Below are 22,338 nucleotides of genomic sequence, written 5' to 3'. Positions count from 1 at the left end.
TGTCCTATTTTTAGAAATCACCGAGACAACTCCGGCTGTCGCTCGTGTTATGACGGGTATTGTTCTCGTAAGTTGCGCGAGGGGCGCGCCATGCCATCCACACTCAGGGATCGGGGTCTCCCTCCCGACCGTCTCATCGACGTGATCGAGGCCCAGACGGAGATCGCCAAGCTCGGGCCGGACCTGGGCGCGGTGATGGCGCTGGTGGCCGGCCGGGTGAAGGACCTCACCGGGGCGGGCGGCGCCATCGTCGAGCTGGCGGAGGGGGACGAGATGGTCTACCGCGCCGCCTCGGGCATCGCGCAAGCGCAGCTCGGGCTGCGCCTGCCGCGGCAGGGGAGCCTGTCCGGCCTGTGCGTCGACACCGGGCGCATCCTGCACTGCGAGGATTCCGAGACCGATCCGCGGGTGGACCGTGATGCCTGCCGCCGGGTCGGACTGCGGTCGATGCTCGTGGTCCCGCTGCGCCACCACGACTCGCCGGTCGGGGTCCTGAAGGTGGCGTGGGCGGCCGAAGGTGCCTTCACCGACCAGGATGTGGGGATCCTCGAACTGATGTCCGAGCTGATCGCCGCCTCCATGTACCAGGCCGCCCGTGTGGAGAAGGACGAGCTCTACCACCGCGCCACCCACGACCCGCTGACCGGGCTGGCCAACCGCGCGCTGTTCTGCGACCGGTTGCGCCAGAGCATCGCCTCCGCCGAGCGGCGCCGCGGCAGCCACGGCGTGCTCATCCTCGACATGGACGGGCTCAAGCCGATCAACGACCGTCACGGCCACCGGGCCGGCGACGCCGCCATCCGCGAGACCGCCGGACGCATCCGCCGCGTTCTGCGCAAGGCGGATACCGCCGCCCGGCTTGGCGGGGACGAGTTCGGCGTGGTGCTGTCCGACGTCGCCGACCGGCAGGCGGTGCACCGAAGCGCCGAGCGAATCGTGGAGGAGGTGCGCCAGCCCTTCCGGTTCGAGGACCAGCCCCTCGACCTGCACGTCAGCGTCGGTGGCGCCCTGTTCCCCGAGGACGGCGTCGAGATGGACGCACTGATCGAGGTCGCCGACCGCGCGATGTACCACGTGAAGCGCAAGCGGTATGCGATGGGACGGGTCACACCGCCGGCGCGTACACCGCCAGAAGAGCCGACAGGGTGACGGTGCTGAGGATGGTCGACACCAGGATCGCGGCGGACGTGCGCTCCACATAGACGCCGTACTGGCTGGCCACCACGAAGGTCAGGCCACCCGTCGGCAGCGCCGCCAGGATGATCGCCGACGCCGCCCAATAAGGGTCGAGCGGGAAGACATGGGCGATCAGCGCCCAGGTCAGCAGCGGCTGCGCCAGCAGCTTCAGCGCCACCACCCAGCCGATCTCCCCCACATCGGCGCGGAAGGGGCGGGTGCCGATGAACAGCCCGATGGCGAACAGCGCGCAGGGACCGGCCGAGCCGCCCACCAGTTCGCAGAAGGTGACCACCGGCCGCGGCACCGTGCCCACGCCCAGCGTGAACGACCACAGCACGCCGGCCGCCGACGCCACGATCAGCGGGTTGCGCATCAGCGCGCGGCCGACATCGCCCAGCGCCTTGCCCAGCCCGCCGCTGCTCTGCGCGAACTCCAGCCAGATCACGGCGATGCCGACCATGATCACGCTCATCACGATGGTGGCGAGGATGGCCGGGGCCAGCCGGTCGGCGCCGAAGGCGGCCAGGAACAGCGGGATCCCCATGTAACCGGTGTTGGAGAAGGAGGCGGTCAGCCCCTGCATGCAGCGCACCGCCGCCCGCTCCCGGTGGATCAGCCCGCCCAGCAGCGCGCCGCCGAAATAGACCAGCAGCATCGCGCCCAGGAAGGCGCCCAGGAAGGGGCCGTTCAGGATCTCGCCCAGCGGCGTGCGCGCGGTGCTGAGGAACAGCACGGCGGGCAGTGCGACGAAATAGACGAACTTGTTCAGCGCCTCCGACGAGGCGGGGCCCAGCACCTTCAGCCGGCCCATGAGGATGCCGGCGGCGATGATGGCGAAGACCGGCAGGGCGACGTTGAGGACTGTGGACATGGCGACGGGAATACGTCAGCGCGTGTTCACTGTCGAGGGGGCGGATCCCGCATGCGGGGCATGGCACCCTTGACGCGCCCCGCCCGCCGTCCGAGATTGCCCGTCGCCCGCAGAGCGAGGAAGAATGATGCTCGACCACCACAGCGCGCTGATCTACCTGATGGTCCTGGTCTCGGCCGCCGACGCCGACATGACCGACAAGGAACTGGAGACGATCGGCGAGAATGTCCGCTACCTGCCGATCTTCGACGGATTCGACGTGGAGACGCTGACCGACGTCACCCGCGACTGCAATCGCGCGCTTGGCGACGCCGACGGTCTCGACCGCATCCTCGACGCCATCCGCGACGCCCTGCCGGAGAAGCTGTACGAGACCGCCTACGCCGTCGCCTGCGACATCGCGGCGGCCGACGCCACCGCCTCGCAGGAGGAATTGCGTCTGCTGGAGATGATCCGCCACAAGCTGGGGGTGGACCGGCTGTGCGCCGCCGCCATCGAGCGCGGCGCGCGGGCGCGCCACATGCGGCTGTGACCGCGGGGGCGGAGGACGCCCGCCCGGATCTGTCCGGCTGGCGTGTCGGCGTCATCGGTCTGGGCCTCATGGGCCGGCCGATGGCGCGCAACCTCGCGCGCGCCGGGGCGGGGCTGGTCGTCCACAGCCGCAGCCCCGGCCCGGTGGAGGAGCTGGCGCACGAGGGCATGGAGCCGGCCGCCGATCCGGCCGGCGTCGCCGCCGGCACCGACACCGTCATCCTGATGCTGACCGACTCCGCCGCCGTCGAGGCGGTGGTGGAGGGGCCGCGCGGGCTGCTGGAGGGGCTGCGCCCCGGTGCTCTGGTCATCGACATGGGAACCACGGCGGTTCCCGCCACCCGCCGCCTCGCCGTCCGCGTGGCGGAGGCCGGGTGCGCCTGGGTGGACGCCCCCGTCTCCGGCGGCACCGTGGCGGCGGAGGCCGGGACTCTCACCGTCATGGCCGGCGGGGCGGACGCCGACGTGGAGCGCGCCATGCCGCTGTTCCGCGCGCTCGGCGCCCGGATCACCCATGTCGGCGGAACCGGCACCGGACAGGTGGCGAAGGCCGCCAACCAGGTGATCGTCGGGCTGACCATCGGTGCGGTCGCCGAGGCGCTGGCGCTCGCCCGCGCGGCCGGGGCCGACCCGGCGCGGGTGCGCGACGCCATCCGCGGCGGCTTCGCCGAGTCGCGCATCCTGGAGCTGCACGGCGGGCGCATGGTCAGCGGCGACTTCACGCCCGGCGCCCGGGCCACGGTGCAGCTCAAGGACATGCGTCAGGCCGAACAGCTCGCCGCCGAACTGGGCGTCACGCTGCCGGCGGTGTCGCTTGGCCGCGAACTCTACGAATCGCTGGTCGGGCGCGGCGACGGCGGGCTGGACCACGCGGCGCTGTACCGGCTGTTCGAGACGTCCCCGCGTTGAACCCCCACCCGACCGCTTCGCGGGCGACCTCCCCAACTCCGCCGGAGCAGGTTGTCTCTCCCTCCCCGTCGGAAATGGGGCAGGGCCGGGGTGGGGGCCCGATGCGACGACGCACCCCTCAGTCCTGCAGCCAGTCCTCGAAGCTGCCACCCCGCGGTGTGGCCAGCGCCGCCGACTCGGGCGGGCGGGGCAGGGGCGCGCCCGCGCTGACGTTCCCGCGCGCGTCCACGCGCGGCGTGACATGGTGCCCGTCGGCGGTGACGAACACCCCGTCGCCGGTGGGTCGGTTGCGCCGGAAACCGCCCACGTAGCGGCTGCCGTCGGGCAGGGTCAGGGTGCCGCGGCCGGTGCGGCGGTCGTCCTTCCAGTCGCCGTCGTAGCGCCGTCCGTCCGGCCAGCGGAAACTGCCCTGGCCATTCATCAGGCCGCCGACGAAGCTCCCGACGAGGCGCCGGCCGTCGGTCCAGGCGACGCGGGCCCGGCCCTCCAGCCGTCCGTCGAGGTAGGTGCCTTCCACATGCCCGTCCGGCCGTCCGTCCTGCGTCCAGTGCAGAACGCCGAAGCCGTTGGCGAACCCGTCCTTGCAGGCGCCCGTCCAGCGGATGGCGCGGCCGGGATCGGGGTAGTGGTCGCGGATCTGGCAACCGGTGTCCGGATCGGCGACCGGCTGCTCGGCCCATGATGCGGCGGGAAGGATGACGAAGGCGGCGAAGGCCGCGACTGACGTGATGCGCATCCGGCGCCCCTTTGCCCGAAGGTGGTTGCACCTCCGCTCAACAGGGGGACGTGCCGAAGATCACTCCTTCGCCCGCGCCCGCGGGTGGGCGTTGGCGTAGATGGCCATCAGATGCTCGGTCTCCACGTCGGTGTAGCGCTGGGTGGTGGACAGCGACGCATGCCCCAGCAGGTCCTGGATGGCGCGCAGGTCCCCGCCGCCGGCCAGCAGGTGGGTGGCGAAGCTGTGGCGCAGCGCGTGCGGCGTGGCGCTGTCCGGCAGGCCCATCAGCCGGCGCAGGTGCTGCATCTGGCGTTGGGCGATGGCCGGGTTGAGGGGGCCGCCGCGCACGCCGACGAACAGCGGCGCGTCCGGCCCCGGTGCGTAGGGGCAGGCGTCGAGATAGGCGCGCACCGCCTCGTTCACGGCGGGCAGCACCGGAACCTGCCGTTCCTTGCGCCCCTTGCCGGTGACGCGCAGCAGGTCGCCCAGCGGCGCCTCCCCGCGCGTCAGCCCCAGCGCCTCGGAGATGCGCAGGCCGCAGCCATAGAGCAGGGTGAAGAGCGCGCGGTCGCGGGCGCCGATCCAGGGCGCGTCCGGCTCCGCCCCCGACGCCTCCAGCAGGGTCGCGGCGTCGGCGACGGTCAGCGGGCGGGGCATCGGCTTCTTGGAGCGCGGCGTGGTGATGGTGCCGATGGCGGCGTTGTGCAGCCGGCCGCTGCGGTCGAGCCAGCGGAACAGGTTGCGCACCGCCGACAAGGCGCGGGCGCGGCTGGCCGGGATCAGCCCATCGCGCGCCAGTGCCGCCAGCCAGGCGCGGAAATCCATCGCCGTCAAGTCGCCCAGCGTGTTCATCGAGGGCGGCTGCCCGTGATAGCCGGTCAGGAAGGTCAGGAAGGCCGCCACGTCGGCCGTGTAGGCGGTCAGCGTGTGGTCGGCGACGCGCTTCTCCGTCGCCAGCCAGCGCCGCCACAGCGCCACCGCCTCCTGCAGGTCAGGGCGGGCGGAGAAGCCGAGCGGGCGGCCGGAATCCTCGGGAATGTCCTCGGGAGCATCATCCGGGCTGGCCGCCGGCCCGCCGGTCATCCCCAGGTCTCCCGTGCGCCCTTGCGCTTGCCGACCCCGATCGGGCCGGCGGGGGTGTAGGACGGCGTGTTCTCGGGCCGCCCGAACAGGTAGCCCTGGCCGAAATCGATGCCGAACGCCATGATCTGGTTGGCCTGCTCCACCGTCTCCACCATCTCGGCGATGGTCTTCACGCCGATGTCGCGGGACAGCCCGACCATGCCGCGCAGGATCGCATCGTCGCGCCGGCTCTGCCCCAGGCGCTTGATGTAGCTGCCGTCGATCTTCACGAAATCCACCGGCAGCGCCTGGAGATAGGGGAAGGACGCCGCACCAGCGCCGAAATCGTCCAGGCAGATCACCTGTCCGCCGTTGCGGAAATCGTTGAGGATGCGCGCGGCACGCTCCAGGTCGGTGATGGTGGAGGATTCCGTCACCTCGATCAGCAGGCGCGGGGCCACGAAGGCGAAACGGTTGATCAGCTTGCGGTAGGCCGCCACGAAGATGTCGCTGCCGAGCGACGCGGCGGACATGTTCACCGCGATCTTCAGCTCCTCCTTCGCGGATGGCGCCAGCAACTCGTCGATCGCTTTCTGCGCCACCATCAGATCGACGTCCTGGACCAGCCCCACGCTTTCGGCAAAGGCGATGGTCGGCCCGGCGGCGGCGTCCGGGAACCGGGCCAGCGCCTCGAAATGGTGCAGGCTGCGGTCGGCGATCGAGACGATCGGCTGGTACTGCAGGCTGAGCCGCTGGCCGGTGATGGTGGAGCGCAGCTTGGCGACGCGGTTGACGGTCTGGTCCACCAGCACCTGCAGGGCGTCGGTCATGGTGGAGATTTCGCTGGTGTGCTCCTCCTCGGCGAAGCGGCGCACGGTGAACAGCAGGACACGCCCGGCGTCCTCGCGCGACAGGCCGGGGCTGGCCAGGTCGATGGTGCTGTTCTGCACCGTCAGCGGCGGGGCGCCGGGGTCGATGGCGCGGCCGGTCGCCTGGATCTCGCTGCGGATCGCGCCGACATCCACGGCGTCCGAGTGGACCAGCCCGAACCGGTCCTCGCCCAGCCGGGCCGCCAGGGAATCGTCGGCGGCGTGCACGCGCAGCAGCGCGCCGATCTCGGCCAGCAGCCGCGCCATCGCCTCCTGGCTCAGGCGGCTGCGGACCTCGCCGAAATCGGCGATCTTCACCAGCGACAGCTTGGGCGCGCCGACCTCGCCGTCGAGTCCGAACCGCTCCGCCAGCTGGTTCTGGAAGGCATCGGACTGGACCAGCCCGGTCTGCTGGTCGCGGTCGGCGGTGGGCGAGCTGGTGGCGAGGCTGTTCACCTTGGTCAGCGTGAGCTGCACCGATTGCGAGGAGCCCAGCCGGTAGCCGGACAGCACGGCGGCCCGGTTCTGCACCGACAGCGTCACCGTGCGTGGGGTGAGGCGGCAATTGGGGCCGAGCGTCCGCAGCAGCCGCTGGACGAGCCCACGGTCGCCGGGCGCGATCGCCATTTCGATCGGCTGCCCGATCAGCGCCGCCTCGCGCACACCCAGGAGATGTTGAACGGCACCGGTCGCAAAACTGATGGTTCCGCCGGCCCGGACCTCGATCAGGACGTCGGCGTTCGCGAACGCAAAGCCCAGGAAGCGACTCAATTCCGCGGACATGCGCCCGACCCGATCGACGTAACCTGCAATCGAATCGATTTTATGGGCCGGGGGTGTGCCCGGCAAACTGTTTCGAGGGGGATCTTCCCGATTCTTGCCGAGCTCAAGCAACCGTCCTTCGCGTGGCTGGCAATGATGGTATCGGATAACACGCACTGCAGGAGCCGCAGGGTCCTGCAGCGGAATCTCCGCAAGTCATCGGCGAGCTCTGGTTGCGTGTCGGCCGATTGGTCCGGGGGGGCCGGTCACACCGGCAGGTCGAGCCAGCCGCGGATCACCCGCTCCACGACACGGGCCAGGAAGCCGATCAGCTCGGTTCCCTGGCCGGGGTGGAACATGTCGGGTTCGCGGCTGCCGAAGGCCAGCATGCCCTCCGGCGTCTCGCTCGACACGTTCAGGCGGATCAGCGCCTCCGACCGGACGAGGCCGGCCGCGGGGCCGAATATCTCCTCCGACCCCTGCACATCGGCGTTCAGCAGCACCTCCTGCCGGCCGAGCCAGCGGGCGATGGTGCCCGACTCCACCACCCGCACGCCCGTTTTGTGCACGTGCGGGATGTCGCGCCCGTTCGACTCGACGACCAGCACGGCGACGTCGAGGTCGAGCAGCACCGCCAGATCGGTGGTGATGGTCTGGATGAGCTGCTCGAAGCTCTGCGCGTCCAGCAGGAACAGCACCGCCGCGTGCACGCGGTTCTGACTGTTCATGTTGGCGCGGGTGGTGCCGATCAGCTCCCGCTGCTGGTCCTTCAACCGGCGCACCTCGCCGCGCAGGCGGTCCAGCATGAAGGACTGCAGGTCCACCACGCCGGGGCCGCGGTCCACCAGCGGCGGCGTCAGGTGCTGGACCAGCTCGGCGTGCTGGGCCAGGAAGTCCGGATGGTCGCGGAGATAGGCGGCCACCTCCTCGGGCGTGACGGCGTCGGGAAGGCGGCTCGGCCGCCCGGTCTCGCGGGCCATCGGGCGGAGCCTCCGGTCAGAGGATGGACTGGCCGGTCTTCTTCCAGTCCTCCACGAACTGGGCGAGGCCCTTGTCCGTCAGAGGGTGGTTGAAGAGCTGGCGCAGCACCGAGGGGGGGGCGGTCACGACGTGGGCGCCCAGCCGGGCGGCCTTCACGATGTGGATCGGGTTGCGGATCGAAGCGACCAGCACCTCGGTCCGGAAATTCACGTAGTTGCGGTAGATTTCGCAGATGTCGGTGATGATGCCCATGCCGTCCTGGCCGACGTCGTCGAGCCGGCCGACGAAGGGCGACACGAAGGTGGCGCCGGCCTTGGCGGCCAGGATCGCCTGCGCCGGCGAGAAGCACAGCGTGACGTTCACCATGTGCCCGTCCGACGACAACGCCTTGCAGACCTTGAGACCGGCCGGGGTGAGGGGCACCTTCACGGCGACGCGGTGGGAGATCTTGGCGAGGTGCCGGCCCTCGGCCATCATCGTCTCGTAATCGGTCGACGCCACCTCGGCGCTCACCGGGCCATTCACCACGTCGCAGATTTCGGCGATCAGCTCGACGAACCTGCGCCCGGACTTGGCGACCAGGGAGGGGTTGGTGGTAACACCGTCCAGAAGACCGGTGTCGGCGAGGTCGCGGATCTCGGCGATGTCGGCGGTGTCGACGAAGAACTTCATGGGGGCGATTCCGGTGTTGCTGCGAGTGGCCGCGGGCGCTTGGTCCGGCTGGATTGCCCGGTGTATGCCACCCCTGTCGCGGGCAGTCTAGCCCATGACCAGGATGGTTGCCAGTTCCGCACCTGGCCGCGCCGCCGAACCGACCCTTTTCGGGGCGGAGCGGCGCGTCGGCGTGCTGCTGCCCCTGCCGCTGCCGGAACCCTACGACTACCGCGTGCCGCCGGGCATGGATCTGGCCCCGGGCGACGTGGTGGCGGTGCCGCTCGGGCCGCGGCAACTGGCCGGTGTGGTGTGGAGCCACGGGTCCGGCGCGGTGGACGGGGCGAAGCTCAAGCCGGTGGCGCACCGCTTCGACGTGCCGCCGATGACGGAGGACCAGCGCCGCTTCATCGACTGGGTCGCCTCCTACACCATGACCCCGCCGGGGCAGGTGCTGCGCATGGCGATCAGCGTGCCCGCGGCATTGGAGCCGCCGCGCCCGCTGCTGGCCTACGCCGCCAAGCCGGACGCCGAGCCGCCGCCGGGCTTCAAGATGACGCCGCAGCGCCGCCGCATCCTGGAGATCGTCGCCGACGGCCCGCCGCGCGGCGCCGCCGACCTGGCCGAGGCCGCCGCCTGCGGCACCGGGGTGGTGCGCGCTCTGGCCGAGGCCGGGATGCTGGAGCCGGTGCTGCTGCCCCCCACCCCGATCGGCGCGCCCGACTGGCACCGGCCGGGCCCCGACCTCTCCCCCGCCCAGGCCGCCGCCGCCGCCGCCTTGAAGGAGAGGCTGGCGGCCGGCGCCTACGCCACCCTGCTGCTGGACGGGGTCACCGGCTCCGGCAAGACGGAGGTCTATTTCGAGGCGATCGCCGCGGCACTCGCCGCCGGCAAGCAGGTGCTGGTGCTGCTGCCGGAGATCGCGCTGTCCGCCCAGTGGCTGGAGCGTTTCGCCCGGCGCTTCGGCGCGCCGCCGGCGGAATGGCACTCCGACCTGACCGGGGCCGCCCGTCGCGACACCTGGCGCGCGGTGGCGGACGGGCGGGCGCGGGTGGTGGTCGGCGCGCGCTCCGCCCTGTTCCTGCCCTACCGCGAGCTCGGGCTGATCATCGTCGATGAGGAGCACGACGGCGCCTACAAGCAGGAGGAGGGCGCCATCTACCACGCCCGCGACATGGCGGTGGCGCGCGCCCACATCGGCGGCTTCCCGATCGTGCTGGTCTCCGCCACCCCGTCGCTGGAGACCCAGGTCAACGCCGACTCCCACCGCTACCTGCGCGTCCATCTGCCGGGCCGCCACGGCGGGGCGGAGCTGCCCGACGTGCGGCTGATCGACCTGCGCCAGGACCGCCCCCCGGCCCGCCACTGGCTGGCCCCGACCCTGCGCAAGGCGCTGGCCGAGACGCTGGCGGCGGGGGAGCAGGCGATGCTGTTCCTGAACCGCCGCGGCTACGCGCCGCTGACCCTGTGCCGGGCCTGCGGCCACCGACTGCAATGCCCGAACTGCACGGCGTGGCTGGTCGAGCACCGTCTCGCCCGCAAGCTCCAGTGCCACCATTGCGGCTATTCCGCACCCATGGAGAACAAATGCCCGAACTGCTTCGAGGAGGGCACCATGGCCGCCTGCGGCCCCGGCGTGGAGCGGGTGGCGGAGGAGGTGGCCGAGCTGTTCCCGGACGCCCGCACGGCGATCATGGCGTCCGACACGCTGTTCGGCCCGCGCGCCATCCAGGAGATGGTGCGCAAGGTGGCCGACCATGAATTGGACCTGCTGATCGGCACCCAGGTGATGGCGAAGGGCCATCATTTCCCCATGCTGACGCTGGTGGGGGTGGTCGACGCCGACCTCGGGCTGGCCGGCGGCGACCTCAGGGCCGGGGAGCGCACCTATCAGTTGCTGCATCAGGTGGCCGGCCGGGCCGGGCGCGGCGAGCGGCCGGGTGTGGTCTATCTGCAGACCTACATGCCCGAACATCCGGTGATGCAGGCGCTGGCGGCCGGCGATCGCGACGGCTTCTACGCGCTGGAGGCCGAGCAGAGGCTGGAGGCGGCGATGCCCCCCTTCGGCCGGCTGGCCGCGCTGATCGTGTCGGGCGAGGACGAGGGGGCGGTGGACCGGGTTGCCTACGCGCTCGGCCGCGCGGCACCGCGCAGCGACACGGTGGCGGTGCTGGGGCCGGCCCCGGCGCCGCTGGCCCTGCTGCGCGGGCGGCACCGCCGCCGCCTGCTGCTGAAGGCGCCGCGCGGCGTGGCGGTGCAGCCGCTTGTCGCCGACTGGCTGGGACGGGTGGAGGTTCCCTCGTCGGTGCGTGTGCAGGTGGATGTAGACCCCTACAGCTTTCTATAAGGGGCGAGGGGGCGTGCGGCCATCCGCCGCAGCAGACACGCTGGCAGATCATGGCCCCTGTGACGATTTGGTGCGTTGCCCGGAACGGCGACCGGTCCTACCACTGGACCAGCCGTCCGCACCACTGAACGAACGCCGAGATGACCGTCCGCTATCACACCATCCGTACCCTGCTCACGATCGGGCCGGCCCTGCTGCTGCTCGGCGTCATCGCGCTCACCGCGGGCTCACCGGCGGAGGGCGGCGTGCTGGCGGCCCCGCTGGGGTTCGCCCGCTGATTCCGCAGGCGCTGGCCGGAGGATCAGAGCACGGACACGCCGCGCCCGGCGCGCGGGCGCCAGATCGCCAGGCATTCACAGGCGGTGGACCCGCTGCCGATGCCGTACCAGCCGGCGCGGTCGTTGAAGGCGAGGTTGTAGCGGCCCTGCCGGTCGCGCTCGAACCGGAACACCGGCCGCTCGACGCCGGGAAGCCGCACCTCCAGCCGGTCGAAATCGCGCCCCGACTCACGCGTCACCGTGGCCCAATGGCCCAGCCGGAGCTTGGGGTCGGCCACCCGCTGGAACTCCGCGAGGTCGGTGGGGGTGAAGCGGGCGGCGGTGAAGGCGACGATGGTCATGCGGGACGGCTGCGGCGTGTGTCGGGCTGTGGCGGGTGGGGAAACCCTGGAGCCCTGCCGGTTAATGCCGGTTTAAGGCCCGCCCGAGGTCACAGGCGGCCCCCGACCCCGGCGGGGGGTGCCCAAACGCCGCATGCCGGTTGTCCGGACTCGGTTGCGCAGGTGCGTTTCCTGTGATATTGACCGCTCGCTTTCGCGGCAGGGGCCCCGGCGAACGCGTGCGCACACTTCCTCTAAGGCCCTGAAAACACACCGTCTACCGAACGCAATTCGAGGGATCAGGTGGCATCCGAAGGCACAGGCGTTTCCGAGCTGGCGGCGCGCTATTCAACGGCGCTGTTCGATCTGGCCGACGAGAACAAGGCGCTTGATCAGGTCGCGAGCGACCTGACGACGCTGAAGCAACTCCTGGCCGAGAGCGCCGACCTCCGCCGCCTTGTGCGCAGCCCGGTGATCAGCCGCGCCGACCAGGGTCGCGCGATGGCGGCGTTGCTCGACGAGGTCGCGGCGAGCGATCTGACCAAGCGGTTCGTCGGCCTGGTGGCCGCCAACCGCCGGCTGTTCGTGCTCTCCGGCATGATCGACGGCTTCCTGGCCGAACTGGCCCGCCGCCGCGGCGAGGCGACCGCCCAGGTGACCGCGGCGCGTCCGCTCACCGACGCGCAGATCGAGGCGGTGACCGAGGCCCTGCGCAGTGTCGTCGGCAACAAGGTCGCCGTGAACGTCACCGTCGATCCCGAACTCATCGGTGGCATGATCGTTCGCTACGGGTCGCGCATGATCGACGCGTCGGTGCGCACCAAGCTGAACAAACTGCAACTCGCCATGAAGGCCTCAGGGGGACAAGTCTGATGGATATCCGAGCCGCAGAAATCTCTGCGATCCTCAAGCAGCAGATCGCGAATTTCGGGACCGAGGCCGATGTCGCCGAGGTGGGCCAGGTTCTGTCGGTCGGCGACGGTGTCGCCCGCGTGCACGGCCTGGACAACGTCCGCGCCGGCGAGATGGTGGAATTCCCCGGTGGCCTGAAGGGCATGGCGCTGAACCTCGAGACCGACAACGTCGGTGTCGTGATCTTCGGCGACGACCGCTCGATCAAGGAAGGCGACACCGTCAAGCGCACCGGCACCATCGTGGACGTGCCGGTCGGGCGCGGCCTGCTGGGCCGCGTGGTGGATGGTCTCGGCAACCCGATCGACGGCAAGGGCCCGCTGGTCGATGTCGAGCGCAAGCGCGTCGAGGTGAAGGCCCCCGGCATCATCCCGCGCAAGTCGGTGCACGAGCCGATGCAGACCGGCCTGAAGGCCATCGACAGCCTGGTGCCGATCGGGCGCGGCCAGCGCGAGCTGATCATCGGCGACCGCCAGACCGGCAAGAGCGCGGTGGCGATCGACGCCTTCATCAACCAGAAGCCCATCAACCAGGGCGACGACGAGTCCAAGAAGCTCTACTGCATCTACGTCGCGGTCGGCCAGAAGCGCTCGACCGTCGCGCAGATCGTGAAGACGCTGGAGGACGCCGGCGCGCTGGAATACTCGATCGTCGTCGCCGCCACCGCGTCGGAGCCGGCCCCGCTGCAGTTCCTGGCCCCCTACACGGGCTGCACGATGGGCGAGTTCTTCCGCGACAACGGCATGCACGCCCTGATCGTGTACGACGACCTGTCCAAGCAGGCCGTCGCCTACCGCCAGATGTCGCTGCTGCTGCGCCGGCCGCCGGGCCGCGAAGCCTACCCCGGCGACGTGTTCTACCTGCACTCCCGCCTGCTGGAGCGCGCCGCGAAGCTCAACGACAGCCTGGGCGCCGGTTCGCTGACCGCCCTGCCGGTCATCGAGACACAGGCGGGCGACGTGTCGGCCTACATCCCGACCAACGTCATCTCCATCACCGACGGCCAGATCTTCCTGGAGACCGGCCTGTTCTACCGCGGCATCCGCCCGGCCATCAACGTCGGCCTGTCGGTGTCGCGCGTCGGCTCCGCCGCCCAGATCAAGGCGATGAAGCAGGTCGCGGGCACCATCAAGATGGAGCTGGCCCAGTACCGCGAGATGGCCGCCTTCGCGCAGTTCGCCTCGGACCTCGACGCCGCCACCCAGCGCCTGCTGGCCCGTGGCGCCCGTCTGACCGAACTGCTGAAGCAGCCGCAGTTCTCGCCGCTGCCGGTGGAAGAGCAGGTGGTGTCGATCTTCGCGGGCGTGCGCGGCTATCTCGACAAGATCAAGGTCGAGGACGTCAACCGCTTCGAGAAGCGTTTCCTGGACGAGGTCCGTGCGAAGGGTGCCGACATCCTGGCGACGATCCGCACCGAGAAGCAGATCACCCCGGCGACCGAAGAGCGGCTGAAGGCCTTCCTCGACGGCTTCACCAAGGTGTTCGTCTGACGCCATTGGTGTTCGTCCGATCCGGGGCCGCAGGGTCCCGGATCCCTCGACCGAAGACGACGAGCGGATTGAAGGGCCGGCATGCCTAGCCTCAAGGATCTCAAGAACCGGATCGCCAGCGTCCAATCGACGCGGAAGATCACGTCCGCCATGAAGATGGTGGCCGCCTCCAAGCTCCGCCGCGCGCAGGAGCAGGCCGAGGCCGCCCGCCCCTTCGCCGAGCGCATGGGGCGTATGCTGGCTTCGCTCGCCGCCAACCAGCAGGGTGGCGGTGACGGGCCGAAGCTGATGACCGGCACCGGCTCCGACCAGGTGCATCTCCTGGTGGTGATGACCGCCGACCGCGGCCTGTGCGGTGCCTTCAACTCCTCCATCGTCCGTGAGGCGCGGCGCCAGATCCAGCGCCTCCAGGCGGAGGGCAAGACGGTGAAGGTGCTGACCGTCGGCCGCAAGGGTCGCGACCAGCTCCGCCGCGACTACGCGCCGCTGCTCGTGCACAGCTTCGAGGAGGTCGGCCGCCGCCGCCTGTCCTTCGCCGACGCCGACGCCATCGCCGCCAAGGTGCTGGAGATGTACGACGCCGGCGAGTACGACGTGGCGTCCATCGTCTTCAACCGCTTCAAGTCGGCGATCTCGCAGATCGTGACCGTGCAGCAGATCGTTCCGTTCGCCGTGCCCGAGACGGCCGGTGAGGCCGCGTCGGCCGAAGCCGGGCCGGTCTACGAGTTCGAGCCGGACGAGGAGCAGATCCTGGCCGAGCTGCTGCCGCGCAACCTGGCGATCCAGGTCTACCGAGCGCTGCTCGAGAACGCCGCGTCGGAGCAGGGTGCGCGCATGACCGCCATGGACAACGCCACCCGCAACGCCGGCGACATGATCAGCAAGCTCACGATCACCTACAACCGCACGCGTCAGGCCTACATCACGAAGGAGCTGATCGAGATCATCTCCGGCGCCGAGGCGGTCTGATCACCCCGTTCGCCACGACGGCAACCACGACAAACTTGAGTTCCGAGGGAGCTTTATTCGATGGCTACTACGACCCAGGCGACGAATGCCGTCGGCAGGATCACGCAGGTGACGGGCGCGGTTGTCGACGTCCAGTTCGAAGGTGACCTGCCCGCGATCCTGAACGCCGTGCACACCACGAACGAGGGCAAGACCCTGGTTCTGGAGGTGGCGCAGCACCTCGGCGAGAACACCGTCCGCACCATCGCTATGGACTCGACCGACGGTCTGGTCCGCGGCCAGGAGGTCACCGACACCGGCGCGCCGATCGCCGTGCCCGTCGGCCCGGCCACGCTGGGTCGTATCATCAACGTCATCGGCGAGCCGATCGACGAGCGCGGCCCGGTGAACGCCGAGCGCGCCTTCCCGATCCACCGTTCGGCCCCGGACTTCGTGGACCAGTCCACGGAAGCCCAGGTGCTGGTCACGGGCATCAAGGTCATCGACCTTCTCGCCCCCTACGCCAAGGGCGGCAAGATCGGCCTGTTCGGCGGTGCGGGCGTGGGCAAGACCGTCACCATCATGGAGCTGATCAACAACGTCGCGAAGGCGCACGGCGGTGTGTCGGTGTTCGCGGGCGTCGGCGAGCGCACCCGTGAGGGCAACGACCTCTACCACGAGATGATGGAATCCGGCGTCATCAAGACCGACGGTCCGGGCTCCAAGGTGGCCCTGGTGTACGGCCAGATGAACGAGCCGCCGGGTGCCCGCGCCCGCGTCGGCCTGACCGGCCTGACCCTTGCGGAGTATTTCCGCGACGAGGAAGGCCAGGACGTGCTGTTCTTCGTGGACAACATCTTCCGCTTCACGCAGGCGGGCTCCGAGGTGTCGGCGCTGCTCGGCCGCATTCCCTCGGCGGTGGGCTACCAGCCGACGCTGGCCACCGACATGGGCGCCCTGCAGGAGCGCATCACCTCCACCAAGAAGGGCTCGATCACCTCGGTGCAGGCCATTTACGTGCCCGCCGACGACTTGACCGACCCGGCCCCGGCGACCTCCTTCGCCCACCTGGACGCCACCACCGTGCTGTCGCGCTCGATCGCGGAAATGGCCATCTTCCCGGCCGTGGACCCGCTCGACTCGACCAGCCGCATCCTCGACCCGCGCGTCGTCGGTGACGAGCACTACGCGGTCGCCCGCTCGGTGCAGAAGGTGCTGCAGACCTACAAGTCGCTGCAGGACATCATCGCGATCCTGGGCATGGACGAGCTGTCGGAAGAGGACAAGCTGGTCGTTTCCCGCGCCCGCAAGATCCAGCGCTTCCTCTCCCAGCCCTTCCACGTCGCCGAGGTGTTCACCGGCACGCCGGGCGTGCTGGTGTCGCTGGAAGAGACGATCCGCGGCTTCAAGGGCATCGTGAACGGCGACTACGACCACCTGCCGGAGGCCGCCTTCTACATGGTCGGCACCATCGACGAGGCGGTTGCCAAGGCGAAGAAGCTCGCCGCCGAAGCCGCCTGACACCGAAGCTGAGATGACGGCCGCGACCCTTCCCCGGAAACGGGGAGGGGCGCCGGCCGAAGGGGCCCCAGACCATGGCCGATAAAGTCGAATTCGAACTCGTTTCGCCGGAAAAGCTGCTCGCGTCGCAGCCGGTGGACATGGTGGTGGTGCCGGGCGCCGAGGGTGATTTCGGCGTGCTGGCCGGCCATGCGCCGATGATCTCGACCGTCCGGCCGGGCATCATCGAGGTGCATGACGGTGACCGCGTGGTCAATCGCGTGTTCGTCGCGGGCGGCTTCGCCGAGGTGACGGCAACCCGCTGCACGGTCCTGGCCGAGCAGGCGGTGCCCGTGACCGAGATCGACCGCGCCAAGGCCGAGCAGGAGCTGAAGGACCTGAACGAGGATCTGGCCGACGCGAAGACCGACGCCGAGCGGCAGCAGGTCGAGGCCAAGCTGGCCGTGGCCCAGGCCAAGGTCGACGCCGTCTCCTCGGGTGCGTCCGCCCACTGATGTTACCCCACCGGGCCAGGGCCTTTCCGCAAGGGCCTAGGCTGTTGCATTGCGCGACACCGGCACCAAAATATACCGCGGGTCGCGCGCCTCCCGGTCTGACCGTCGGAGGCGCGCTGCTTGTCGGATATTTGGATGTGGTGGTGATATGGCGCGACTGCACTGGAGACAGGAAGACCTTCCCTGGGACCAGATCGACCGCTCGAAAATCGATCCCGAGCTGGTGCCGCTGATCAAGGCGGCGGCTCTGGTCGAATTCAACGCCAATGACTACACGACCTATCTCTGCAACATATTCCGTGACGATCCGGAGTTCCAGCAGGCCGCCGAGGATTGGGCGGTGGAAGAGGTGCAGCACGGGGTTGCGCTCGGCCGGTGGGCCGAGATCGCCGATCCCGGCTGGAACTTCGAGGCCGCGGTCGCCCGTTTCCGCGCCGGCTACAGCATCGACCTCGACCAGCAGTCCTCCATCCGCGGCTCCCGCCCCGGCGAGCTGATCGCCCGCTGCATGGTGGAGACGGGGACCAGCTCCTACTACGCCGCCATCGGCGACAGCTGCGAGGAGCCGCTGCTGAAGCGCATCTGCCGTCTGATCGCGGCGGACGAGCTCCGGCATTACAAGCTGTTCTACCAGTACGCCAAGACCTATCTGGAGCGCGAGCGTCTGTCGAAGCCGCGCCGCGTGTGGATCGCGCTCGGCCGCATCAACGAGACCGAGGACGACGAGCTGGCCTACGCCTATTACGCCGCCAACGCCCCGGCCGACGCCCCCTACGATCATGACACCTACAACCGTGAATACGCGCGCCGCGCCTTCGGCCGCTACCGGCCGGAGCATCTGGACCGCGCGGTCGCCATGGTCTTCAAGGCCTGTGGCCTGAAGCCCCAATCCACCGCGTTCAACGCCGCCAGCCGCGTGGCGTGGTGGCTGATGGACCGGCGGGTGAAGAAGCTGGAGAAGCTTGCGGCCTAGGAGGCGGGACGCACGTCAAGAACGCCGCAGCCCGGCGATCACGTCCCGGAACTCGGCCAGCACCGCCTCGTAGACCGGGCGCTTGAAGGGGACGATCAGGGAGGGGAGGGCGTCGGCGTCCACCCATTTCCAGGCGTCGAACTCCGGGTGCTCGGTGTCCAGGTCGATGTCACCGTCCACCCCGGTGAAACGGGCGGCCACCCACACCTGCTCCTGTCCCCGCCAGCGGCCCTTCCACACCTTGCCGAGCAGGTGGTCGGGCAGGTCGTAGCGCAGCTTTTCGGTGGTGCGGGCCAGGATCTCGGCACGGTCGGTGCCGATCTCCTCCTTCAGCTCGCGCAGGGCGGCTTCGTCCACCGTTTCGCCGTCGTCGATGCCGCCCTGCGGCATCTGCCAGGCGGCGGCCATGTCACAGCGCTTGGCGATGAAGACCTGCCCGCGGCCGTTCAGCAGCATGATCCCGACGCAGGGGCGGTAGGGCAGGGTCGAGCGATCGATGGTCATCCGCCGGTGCCCTTCTGCAGAGTGACGACGGCCGACACGGGCGCCAGCACGACGCCACGGTCGCCCAGCCCCGGAGCCCACAGGTTGATGCGTTCGATGGTGCTGGGGTAGGGCAGGGCGAGCCCGACGGCCGCTCCCTGCTGCTTGGCGACCGACTCCAGCTCGCGGAGCTGGTCGTCGATGGCCCCGCGGGAGAGGTCGCGGTCGATCACGCGGTCCACGAAGGCGCCGGGCACGCCGGCCTGCTGGGCGGCGGCGGCGGCGACGCTGCGCGGGTTGACACGGGCGTCCACGAACAGCAACCCGCGCGCCTTGAGCGCGTCCATCACCGGCTTCAGCGCGTCGGCGCTGCCGGTGAACTTGCTGCCGGTGGTGCTGGTCACGCCCACATAACCCGCCACCTTCCCCAGTCCCATGGAGAGGCGTTCCAGATTGCGGTCGGCCGGCAGGCCGGTGAGCAGGGCGTTGGGGCCGGGGTCGCTGCGCGGGAAGTCGATGGGCTCCATCGGCAGCGCCAGCATCACCTCGTGCCCTTTGGTGCGCGCCCGCTCCACCCAGGTGTCCAGCCGTTCGGCCTGCGGCACGAAGGCCAGGGTGACCGTCGGCGGCAGGCGCTGGATCGCGTTGCCGGTGGTCACGCCCGACAGCCCCATGTCGGCCATGACGATGGCGATGCGCGGGCGCCGCTCGTTCGGCGGGAAGGGCCGGGCGTAGACCTGCCACGGCTTGCGCCCATCCTCGGCGATGCGCGGCAGCCGTCCGTTCTTGGACTCCTCAAACAATCCCGGTACCGGAGCTGGAGCCAGGGTGATGGAGCCGTCCGCGCCGGGCACCGGCAAGCCGGCGCTGGCGGGAGCCGGTGCCGGTGCTGCGGGTGGCGCCGTCGCGGGTGGTGCGGCTGGCGGCGCCACCGCGGGTGCCGGCGCCGCTGCCGCTGCTGTCGCGGGGGGCGGCGCCATCGCCGTTGCCGGTGGCGGTGCCGAAGAGCGTGCCGCCGCCGGCGCGTTGGCAATGGCCACGACCACCTGCGGGCTGGCGGATTGGCGTGCCGCCTCGGTGTCCGCCGCGTGGCTGTTCAGCCACCAGCCGAGTCCACCGAGGCCGCCGGCCAGTGCCAGCCACGCCCCGGCCAGCGCCGCCGTACTGCCCTTGGCACCACGCAGGGCCCCCAGGCCGGGAAGCCGGATGCGCGGGCGCGGGAGGCGCAGGCCCTTCAGGTTGGGCTTCAGGCGCCCGAGCATCGCGGCGGCGTTCACGGCTTGGGTCCTCTTCCGGCGCGGCGTCCCGTCAGTTCACCGAGGCCCGGGCCTGCCAGAGCGCCACGCCGCGCAGCAGGTCGAGCGCACGCGCGAGCTGGTAGTCGAAGGCCGGCTGCTGCGGCGGGGCCGCGGCTTCACCCTCCTCGCCGGCGGGCGGGCGGGCCTGCGGGGCGGCGGGCTGCTGACCCGGCGTGGCGGCCGGCGGCCGGTTGGTGTCGTTGCGCAACGCGCCGCGCAGATCGGCCTCGCGCCGGCGGCTCGCCTGCTCGATCTCCTCCAGCCGCGCCGGTTGCACCTCGATGTCCGGCGTGATGCCGAGCTGCTGGATCGAGCGCCCGCTGGGGGTGTAGTAGCGGGCGGTGGTCAGCCGCATGGCGCCGTGGCCGGGCAGCGGGATGATGGTCTGCACCGAGCCCTTGCCGAAGGACTGCTGGCCCAGGATGATCGCCCGCTTGTGGTCCTGCAGCGCGCCGGCCACGATCTCCGACGCCGAGGCCGAGCCGCCGTTGATCAGCACGACGATGGGCAGCCCCTTGGCGAGGTCGCCGGGCTTGGCATTGAAGCGGGTGCCGTCCTCCGACTTGCGGCCGCGGGTGGAGACGATCTCGCCCTTGTCGAGGAAGGTGTCGGAGACCGACACCGCCTGGTCCAGCAGGCCGCCGGGGTTGTTGCGCAGGTCGAGCACGAAGCCCTTCAGCTTGTCGCCGAGCTGCTGCTGGATGCCGGCGATGGCCTTCTCCAGCCCGCTCTGGGTCTGCTCGTTGAAGCTGGTGACGCGCAGGTAGCCGAGGTCGCCCTCGACGCGGGAGCGGACGGACTGCACCTTGATCACCGCGCGCTTCAGCGCGACCTCGAACGGCTCGCCGCTCTCGCCGCGGCGGATGGTCACCTTGATCTCGGTGTCCACTGGGCCGCGCATCTTCTCCACCGCCTCGTTCAGCGACATGCCCATCACGGCCTCGCCGTTGAGGTGGGTGATCAGGTCGCCCGGCTGCAGCCCGGCGCGGTAGGCCGGCGTCTCGTCGATGGGGGAGACGACCTTGATGACGCCGTTCTCCATCGTGACCTCGATGCCGAGTCCGCCGAACTCGCCGCGGGTCTGCACCTGCATGTCCTGGAAGCTCTTGCGGTTCAGGTAGCTGGAATGCGGGTCGAGCGATGTCAGCATGCCGTTGATGGCGGACTCGATGAGCTGCTCGTCGGTGACCTTCTCCACATACTCCGCGCGCACCCGCTCGAACACATCGCCGAACAGGTTGAGCTGCCGGTAGGTGTCGGAGGAGTTCGTGGTGGTGGTCGCGGTCACGGTCGCCACGCCGGCTCCGAGAAACACCAGCGCCGCCGCGGTGACCGTCTTCCTGATGATCGTCATGCTACCCTTGTCCTTTCCCCTCCGGAGCGCCCAAACCGCGCTGCGGGTTGATCGGCTGACCGTGTCGTCGCAGCTCGTAATACAGATCCGGGTTGCCGTCGCTGGGGGAGGGCATCAGACCAATCGGTTCGCCGGCGGCAACATGCTTGCCGACGGTCGTGTCGATGCGGCCCAATCCGGCAATCAGGCTATGATATCCACCGGCGTGTTCCACGATCAAGATCAGCCCGTAGCCACGGAACGGCCCGGCGAACATGATCGAGCCGGAAAATGGCGAAACCACGGGCGATCCGGGCCGTGACGCGATGGTCAGGCCACGGCTGAGGGCGCCGTAGCGGTCCGTCTCCCCGTAGCGCAGCGTGACCTTGCCGCCGGCCGGCAGGCGCACACCCGCGCCGGATGGGTCCGCCGGCGCGTCGGGCGGGCGTTGCACCACCGCCACCTCGGCACGGCGCTCGGCGGCCTTCTGCTCGGCCAGCTTCTGTTCCGCCGCCTTCTGTTCGGCCAGCTTCTGCTCGGCGAGGCGGCGTTCCGCCTCGCGCTGCTCGGTCAGCCGGCGCTCCGCCTCCAGCCGTTCCGCCTCGCGGCGGCTGGCGGACTCCATGGCGGCGCGGCGTTCCTGTTCGATGCGCTCCATCAGCTGGCGGAGGTCGGCGGCCTGGGCGCCCAGCTTCGCCATGCGCTGGCCGACGGCGCCGCGTTCCTCGTCGGTCTGGCGCGACAGCTCCTCGCGGCGCTCGACCAGACGGGCCAGCTCCGCCTGCCGCTCGTCCAGCGCGTGGCGGGCGGCCAGCGCGGCCACGCGCTGCCCACGCAGCGATTCCCGGGTCGTTGCCAGCGCGGCGATGCCGGCGGCGAGCGAGTCGGCGCGCTCGCGGAGCGCCGGCACCGTCTCCCGCAGCATCAGAGCGGAGCGCAGCGTGTCCACCGGCCCCTCCGGCCGGGCGATCACCGCCTCCGGCGGCACGCGCGACAGCCGCTGGAGTGCCGCGAGCAGAGCGGCGATCTGCTGGCGTTCCGCGTCCAGCCGGGCGGCCTGCCCGCGCTCGCGGTTCTCCAGCTCGGCCAGACCGGATTCGATGCGGTCGAGCTCCGTTTCCTGGGCGCGGGCGCGGTCGGCGAGATCGACCAGCCGGGTGCGGAGATCCTCGATCTCGCGGCGGACGGTCTGGGACTGGCGGTCGAGCGCGCGCTGGCGGGCGCGGTCGGCCTGCATTTCCTCCTCCACCCGCTTCAACGACTGGCGCGGCGCCTCCTGCGCGCTGGCACCCAGAGCGCCGAGGCACAAGGCGGCGGCCAGGGGGAGGATGAGGGCATGGTTGTCGCGGCGCCGGGTGCCGCCCCGCGGATCGGCCGAAGCCGGAGCGAAGGGCGGCGCCGCCATGCC

General features: G+C 70.5%; 22 protein-coding genes. 11 read left to right on the top strand and 11 right to left on the bottom strand.

The features are described from left to right. Window positions 1–90: 90 nt before the first annotated feature. On the top strand, window positions 91–1,149 hold the full coding sequence (locus HL658_RS13820) for a sensor domain-containing diguanylate cyclase (RefSeq protein ID WP_180282535.1): 1,059 nt from the start codon (window positions 91–93) through the stop codon (window positions 1,147–1,149). Here HL658_RS13820 and HL658_RS13815 read toward each other — a convergent pair. Next, window positions 1,106–2,050, bottom strand: coding sequence for an AEC family transporter (locus tag HL658_RS13815; RefSeq protein ID WP_180282534.1), 945 nt, complete (start codon window positions 2,048–2,050; stop codon window positions 1,106–1,108). The genes HL658_RS13820 and HL658_RS13815 overlap by 44 nt on opposite strands. A gap of 127 nt (window positions 2,051–2,177) precedes the next feature. On the opposite strand from HL658_RS13815, the gene HL658_RS13810 reads away from it, so the two are divergent. Further along, window positions 2,178–2,582 carry a tellurite resistance TerB family protein gene (locus HL658_RS13810; RefSeq protein ID WP_180282576.1) on the top strand — a complete coding sequence of 135 codons (405 nt, stop codon included), beginning with the start codon at window positions 2,178–2,180 and terminating at the stop codon, window positions 2,580–2,582. Next, complete coding sequence (locus HL658_RS37995; protein ID WP_343055097.1) at window positions 2,579–3,490, top strand: NAD(P)-dependent oxidoreductase; 912 nt, start codon at window positions 2,579–2,581, stop codon at window positions 3,488–3,490. Before HL658_RS13810 ends, HL658_RS37995 begins: the two co-directional genes overlap by 4 nt. A gap of 118 nt (window positions 3,491–3,608) precedes the next feature. On the opposite strand, the gene HL658_RS13800 is transcribed toward HL658_RS37995, so the two are convergent. The 5 genes from HL658_RS13800 to fsa all read right to left on the bottom strand — a co-directional run bounded on the left by HL658_RS13800 (window position 3,609) and on the right by fsa (window position 8,554). Then, on the bottom strand, window positions 3,609–4,226 hold the full coding sequence (locus HL658_RS13800) for an MORN repeat-containing protein (RefSeq protein ID WP_180282533.1): 618 nt from the start codon (window positions 4,224–4,226) through the stop codon (window positions 3,609–3,611). Window positions 4,227–4,286: 60 nt separating this feature from the next. Further along, window positions 4,287–5,291, bottom strand: a complete 1,005-nt coding sequence (locus HL658_RS13795) for a tyrosine recombinase XerC (RefSeq protein ID WP_180282532.1) — start codon at window positions 5,289–5,291, stop codon at window positions 4,287–4,289. Then, window positions 5,288–6,922 carry an EAL domain-containing protein gene (locus HL658_RS13790; RefSeq protein ID WP_180282531.1) on the bottom strand — a complete coding sequence of 545 codons (1,635 nt, stop codon included), beginning with the start codon at window positions 6,920–6,922 and terminating at the stop codon, window positions 5,288–5,290. The genes HL658_RS13795 and HL658_RS13790 overlap by 4 nt, the downstream gene beginning before the upstream one ends. Window positions 6,923–7,167: 245 nt before the next feature. Continuing rightward, on the bottom strand, window positions 7,168–7,881 hold the full coding sequence (locus HL658_RS13785) for a DUF484 family protein (RefSeq protein WP_180282530.1): 714 nt from the start codon (window positions 7,879–7,881) through the stop codon (window positions 7,168–7,170). Window positions 7,882–7,897: 16 nt separating this feature from the next. Beyond that, complete coding sequence (gene fsa / locus HL658_RS13780) at window positions 7,898–8,554, bottom strand: fructose-6-phosphate aldolase (RefSeq protein ID WP_180282529.1); 657 nt, start codon at window positions 8,552–8,554, stop codon at window positions 7,898–7,900. Window positions 8,555–8,648: 94 nt separating this feature from the next. Between fsa and HL658_RS13775 the strand changes: the two genes are divergently transcribed. Both HL658_RS13775 and HL658_RS13770 read left to right on the top strand, forming a co-directional pair. Continuing rightward, window positions 8,649–10,880 (top strand): primosomal protein N', encoded by a 2,232-nt coding sequence (locus HL658_RS13775; RefSeq protein ID WP_425485336.1) that lies wholly within the window; start codon window positions 8,649–8,651, stop codon window positions 10,878–10,880. A gap of 140 nt (window positions 10,881–11,020) precedes the next feature. Then, window positions 11,021–11,158: a hypothetical protein gene (locus HL658_RS13770; RefSeq protein WP_180282528.1), complete on the top strand. Its 138-nt coding sequence runs from the start codon at window positions 11,021–11,023 to the stop codon at window positions 11,156–11,158. 23 nt (window positions 11,159–11,181) lie between these two features. Here the strand turns inward: HL658_RS13770 and HL658_RS13765 are convergent, their stop codons facing one another. Further along, entirely contained in the window at window positions 11,182–11,499 is a 318-nt protein-coding gene (locus tag HL658_RS13765) for a hypothetical protein (protein WP_180282527.1), read from the bottom strand. A gap of 282 nt (window positions 11,500–11,781) precedes the next feature. On the opposite strand from HL658_RS13765, the gene HL658_RS13760 reads away from it, so the two are divergent. From HL658_RS13760 to HL658_RS13735, 6 genes are all read left to right on the top strand, one after another. After that, on the top strand, window positions 11,782–12,351 hold the full coding sequence (locus HL658_RS13760) for a F0F1 ATP synthase subunit delta (protein ID WP_180282526.1): 570 nt from the start codon (window positions 11,782–11,784) through the stop codon (window positions 12,349–12,351). Beyond that, the gene (gene atpA / locus HL658_RS13755; protein WP_180282525.1) at window positions 12,351–13,880 is read left to right on the top strand and encodes a F0F1 ATP synthase subunit alpha; all 1,530 of its coding nucleotides are present in this window, start codon (window positions 12,351–12,353) and stop codon (window positions 13,878–13,880) included. The genes HL658_RS13760 and atpA overlap by 1 nt, the downstream gene beginning before the upstream one ends. Before the next feature lie 81 nt (window positions 13,881–13,961). After that, window positions 13,962–14,849, top strand: coding sequence for a F0F1 ATP synthase subunit gamma (locus tag HL658_RS13750; RefSeq protein WP_180282524.1), 888 nt, complete (start codon window positions 13,962–13,964; stop codon window positions 14,847–14,849). Between the two features lie 60 nt (window positions 14,850–14,909). After that, window positions 14,910–16,349: a F0F1 ATP synthase subunit beta gene (gene atpD, locus HL658_RS13745; RefSeq protein ID WP_180282523.1), complete on the top strand. Its 1,440-nt coding sequence runs from the start codon at window positions 14,910–14,912 to the stop codon at window positions 16,347–16,349. A gap of 74 nt (window positions 16,350–16,423) precedes the next feature. After that, window positions 16,424–16,843: a F0F1 ATP synthase subunit epsilon gene (locus HL658_RS13740; RefSeq protein ID WP_180282522.1), complete on the top strand. Its 420-nt coding sequence runs from the start codon at window positions 16,424–16,426 to the stop codon at window positions 16,841–16,843. A gap of 148 nt (window positions 16,844–16,991) precedes the next feature. Beyond that, a complete protein-coding gene (locus tag HL658_RS13735) occupies window positions 16,992–17,816 on the top strand; it encodes a ferritin-like domain-containing protein (protein WP_180282521.1) in 825 nt (274 codons plus the stop codon). A 15-nt stretch (window positions 17,817–17,831) separates the two neighbouring features. Here HL658_RS13735 and HL658_RS13730 read toward each other — a convergent pair whose 3' ends face one another. From HL658_RS13730 to HL658_RS13715, 4 genes are read right to left on the bottom strand one after another with little or no spacing between them, the layout of a single operon-like run. After that, window positions 17,832–18,320: an RNA pyrophosphohydrolase gene (locus HL658_RS13730; RefSeq protein WP_180282520.1), complete on the bottom strand. Its 489-nt coding sequence runs from the start codon at window positions 18,318–18,320 to the stop codon at window positions 17,832–17,834. Next, window positions 18,317–19,576, bottom strand: coding sequence for a divergent polysaccharide deacetylase family protein (locus tag HL658_RS13725; RefSeq protein ID WP_343055096.1), 1,260 nt, complete (start codon window positions 19,574–19,576; stop codon window positions 18,317–18,319). The genes HL658_RS13730 and HL658_RS13725 overlap by 4 nt, the downstream gene beginning before the upstream one ends. 31 nt (window positions 19,577–19,607) lie before the next feature. Next, window positions 19,608–20,951 carry a S41 family peptidase gene (locus HL658_RS13720; RefSeq protein ID WP_180282519.1) on the bottom strand — a complete coding sequence of 448 codons (1,344 nt, stop codon included), beginning with the start codon at window positions 20,949–20,951 and terminating at the stop codon, window positions 19,608–19,610. 1 nt (window position 20,952) lies between these two features. Then, the gene (locus HL658_RS13715; protein WP_180282518.1) at window positions 20,953–22,335 is read right to left on the bottom strand and encodes a murein hydrolase activator EnvC family protein; all 1,383 of its coding nucleotides are present in this window, start codon (window positions 22,333–22,335) and stop codon (window positions 20,953–20,955) included. Between the last annotated feature and the right edge of the window lie 3 nt (window positions 22,336–22,338).

It is taken from the genome of Azospirillum oleiclasticum, from assembly GCF_013423485.1.
GTDB classification, from domain to species: domain Bacteria; phylum Pseudomonadota; class Alphaproteobacteria; order Azospirillales; family Azospirillaceae; genus Azospirillum; species Azospirillum oleiclasticum.
Note: the sequence above shows the minus strand (reverse complement) of the source record. Positions and strands in the feature narration are given on the sequence as shown.

Coding starts and splice junctions, on each gene's coding strand:
- HL658_RS13820 (WP_180282535.1), top strand. CDS start 91: ATGCCATCCACACTCAGGGATCGGGGTCTCCCTCCCGACCGTCTCATC.
- HL658_RS13815 (WP_180282534.1), bottom strand. CDS start 2,050: ATGTCCACAGTCCTCAACGTCGCCCTGCCGGTCTTCGCCATCATCGCC.
- HL658_RS13810 (WP_180282576.1), top strand. CDS start 2,178: ATGCTCGACCACCACAGCGCGCTGATCTACCTGATGGTCCTGGTCTCG.
- HL658_RS13800 (WP_180282533.1), bottom strand. CDS start 4,226: ATGCGCATCACGTCAGTCGCGGCCTTCGCCGCCTTCGTCATCCTTCCC.
- HL658_RS13795 (WP_180282532.1), bottom strand. CDS start 5,291: ATGACCGGCGGGCCGGCGGCCAGCCCGGATGATGCTCCCGAGGACATT.
- HL658_RS13790 (WP_180282531.1), bottom strand. CDS start 6,922: ATGTCCGCGGAATTGAGTCGCTTCCTGGGCTTTGCGTTCGCGAACGCC.
- HL658_RS13785 (WP_180282530.1), bottom strand. CDS start 7,881: ATGGCCCGCGAGACCGGGCGGCCGAGCCGCCTTCCCGACGCCGTCACG.
- fsa (WP_180282529.1), bottom strand. CDS start 8,554: ATGAAGTTCTTCGTCGACACCGCCGACATCGCCGAGATCCGCGACCTC.
- HL658_RS13775 (WP_425485336.1), top strand. CDS start 8,649: ATGACCAGGATGGTTGCCAGTTCCGCACCTGGCCGCGCCGCCGAACCG.
- HL658_RS13770 (WP_180282528.1), top strand. CDS start 11,021: ATGACCGTCCGCTATCACACCATCCGTACCCTGCTCACGATCGGGCCG.
- HL658_RS13765 (WP_180282527.1), bottom strand. CDS start 11,499: ATGACCATCGTCGCCTTCACCGCCGCCCGCTTCACCCCCACCGACCTC.
- atpA (WP_180282525.1), top strand. CDS start 12,351: ATGGATATCCGAGCCGCAGAAATCTCTGCGATCCTCAAGCAGCAGATC.
- HL658_RS13750 (WP_180282524.1), top strand. CDS start 13,962: ATGCCTAGCCTCAAGGATCTCAAGAACCGGATCGCCAGCGTCCAATCG.
- atpD (WP_180282523.1), top strand. CDS start 14,910: ATGGCTACTACGACCCAGGCGACGAATGCCGTCGGCAGGATCACGCAG.
- HL658_RS13740 (WP_180282522.1), top strand. CDS start 16,424: ATGGCCGATAAAGTCGAATTCGAACTCGTTTCGCCGGAAAAGCTGCTC.
- HL658_RS13735 (WP_180282521.1), top strand. CDS start 16,992: ATGGCGCGACTGCACTGGAGACAGGAAGACCTTCCCTGGGACCAGATC.
- HL658_RS13730 (WP_180282520.1), bottom strand. CDS start 18,320: ATGACCATCGATCGCTCGACCCTGCCCTACCGCCCCTGCGTCGGGATC.
- HL658_RS13720 (WP_180282519.1), bottom strand. CDS start 20,951: ATGACGATCATCAGGAAGACGGTCACCGCGGCGGCGCTGGTGTTTCTC.
- HL658_RS13715 (WP_180282518.1), bottom strand. CDS start 22,335: ATGGCGGCGCCGCCCTTCGCTCCGGCTTCGGCCGATCCGCGGGGCGGC.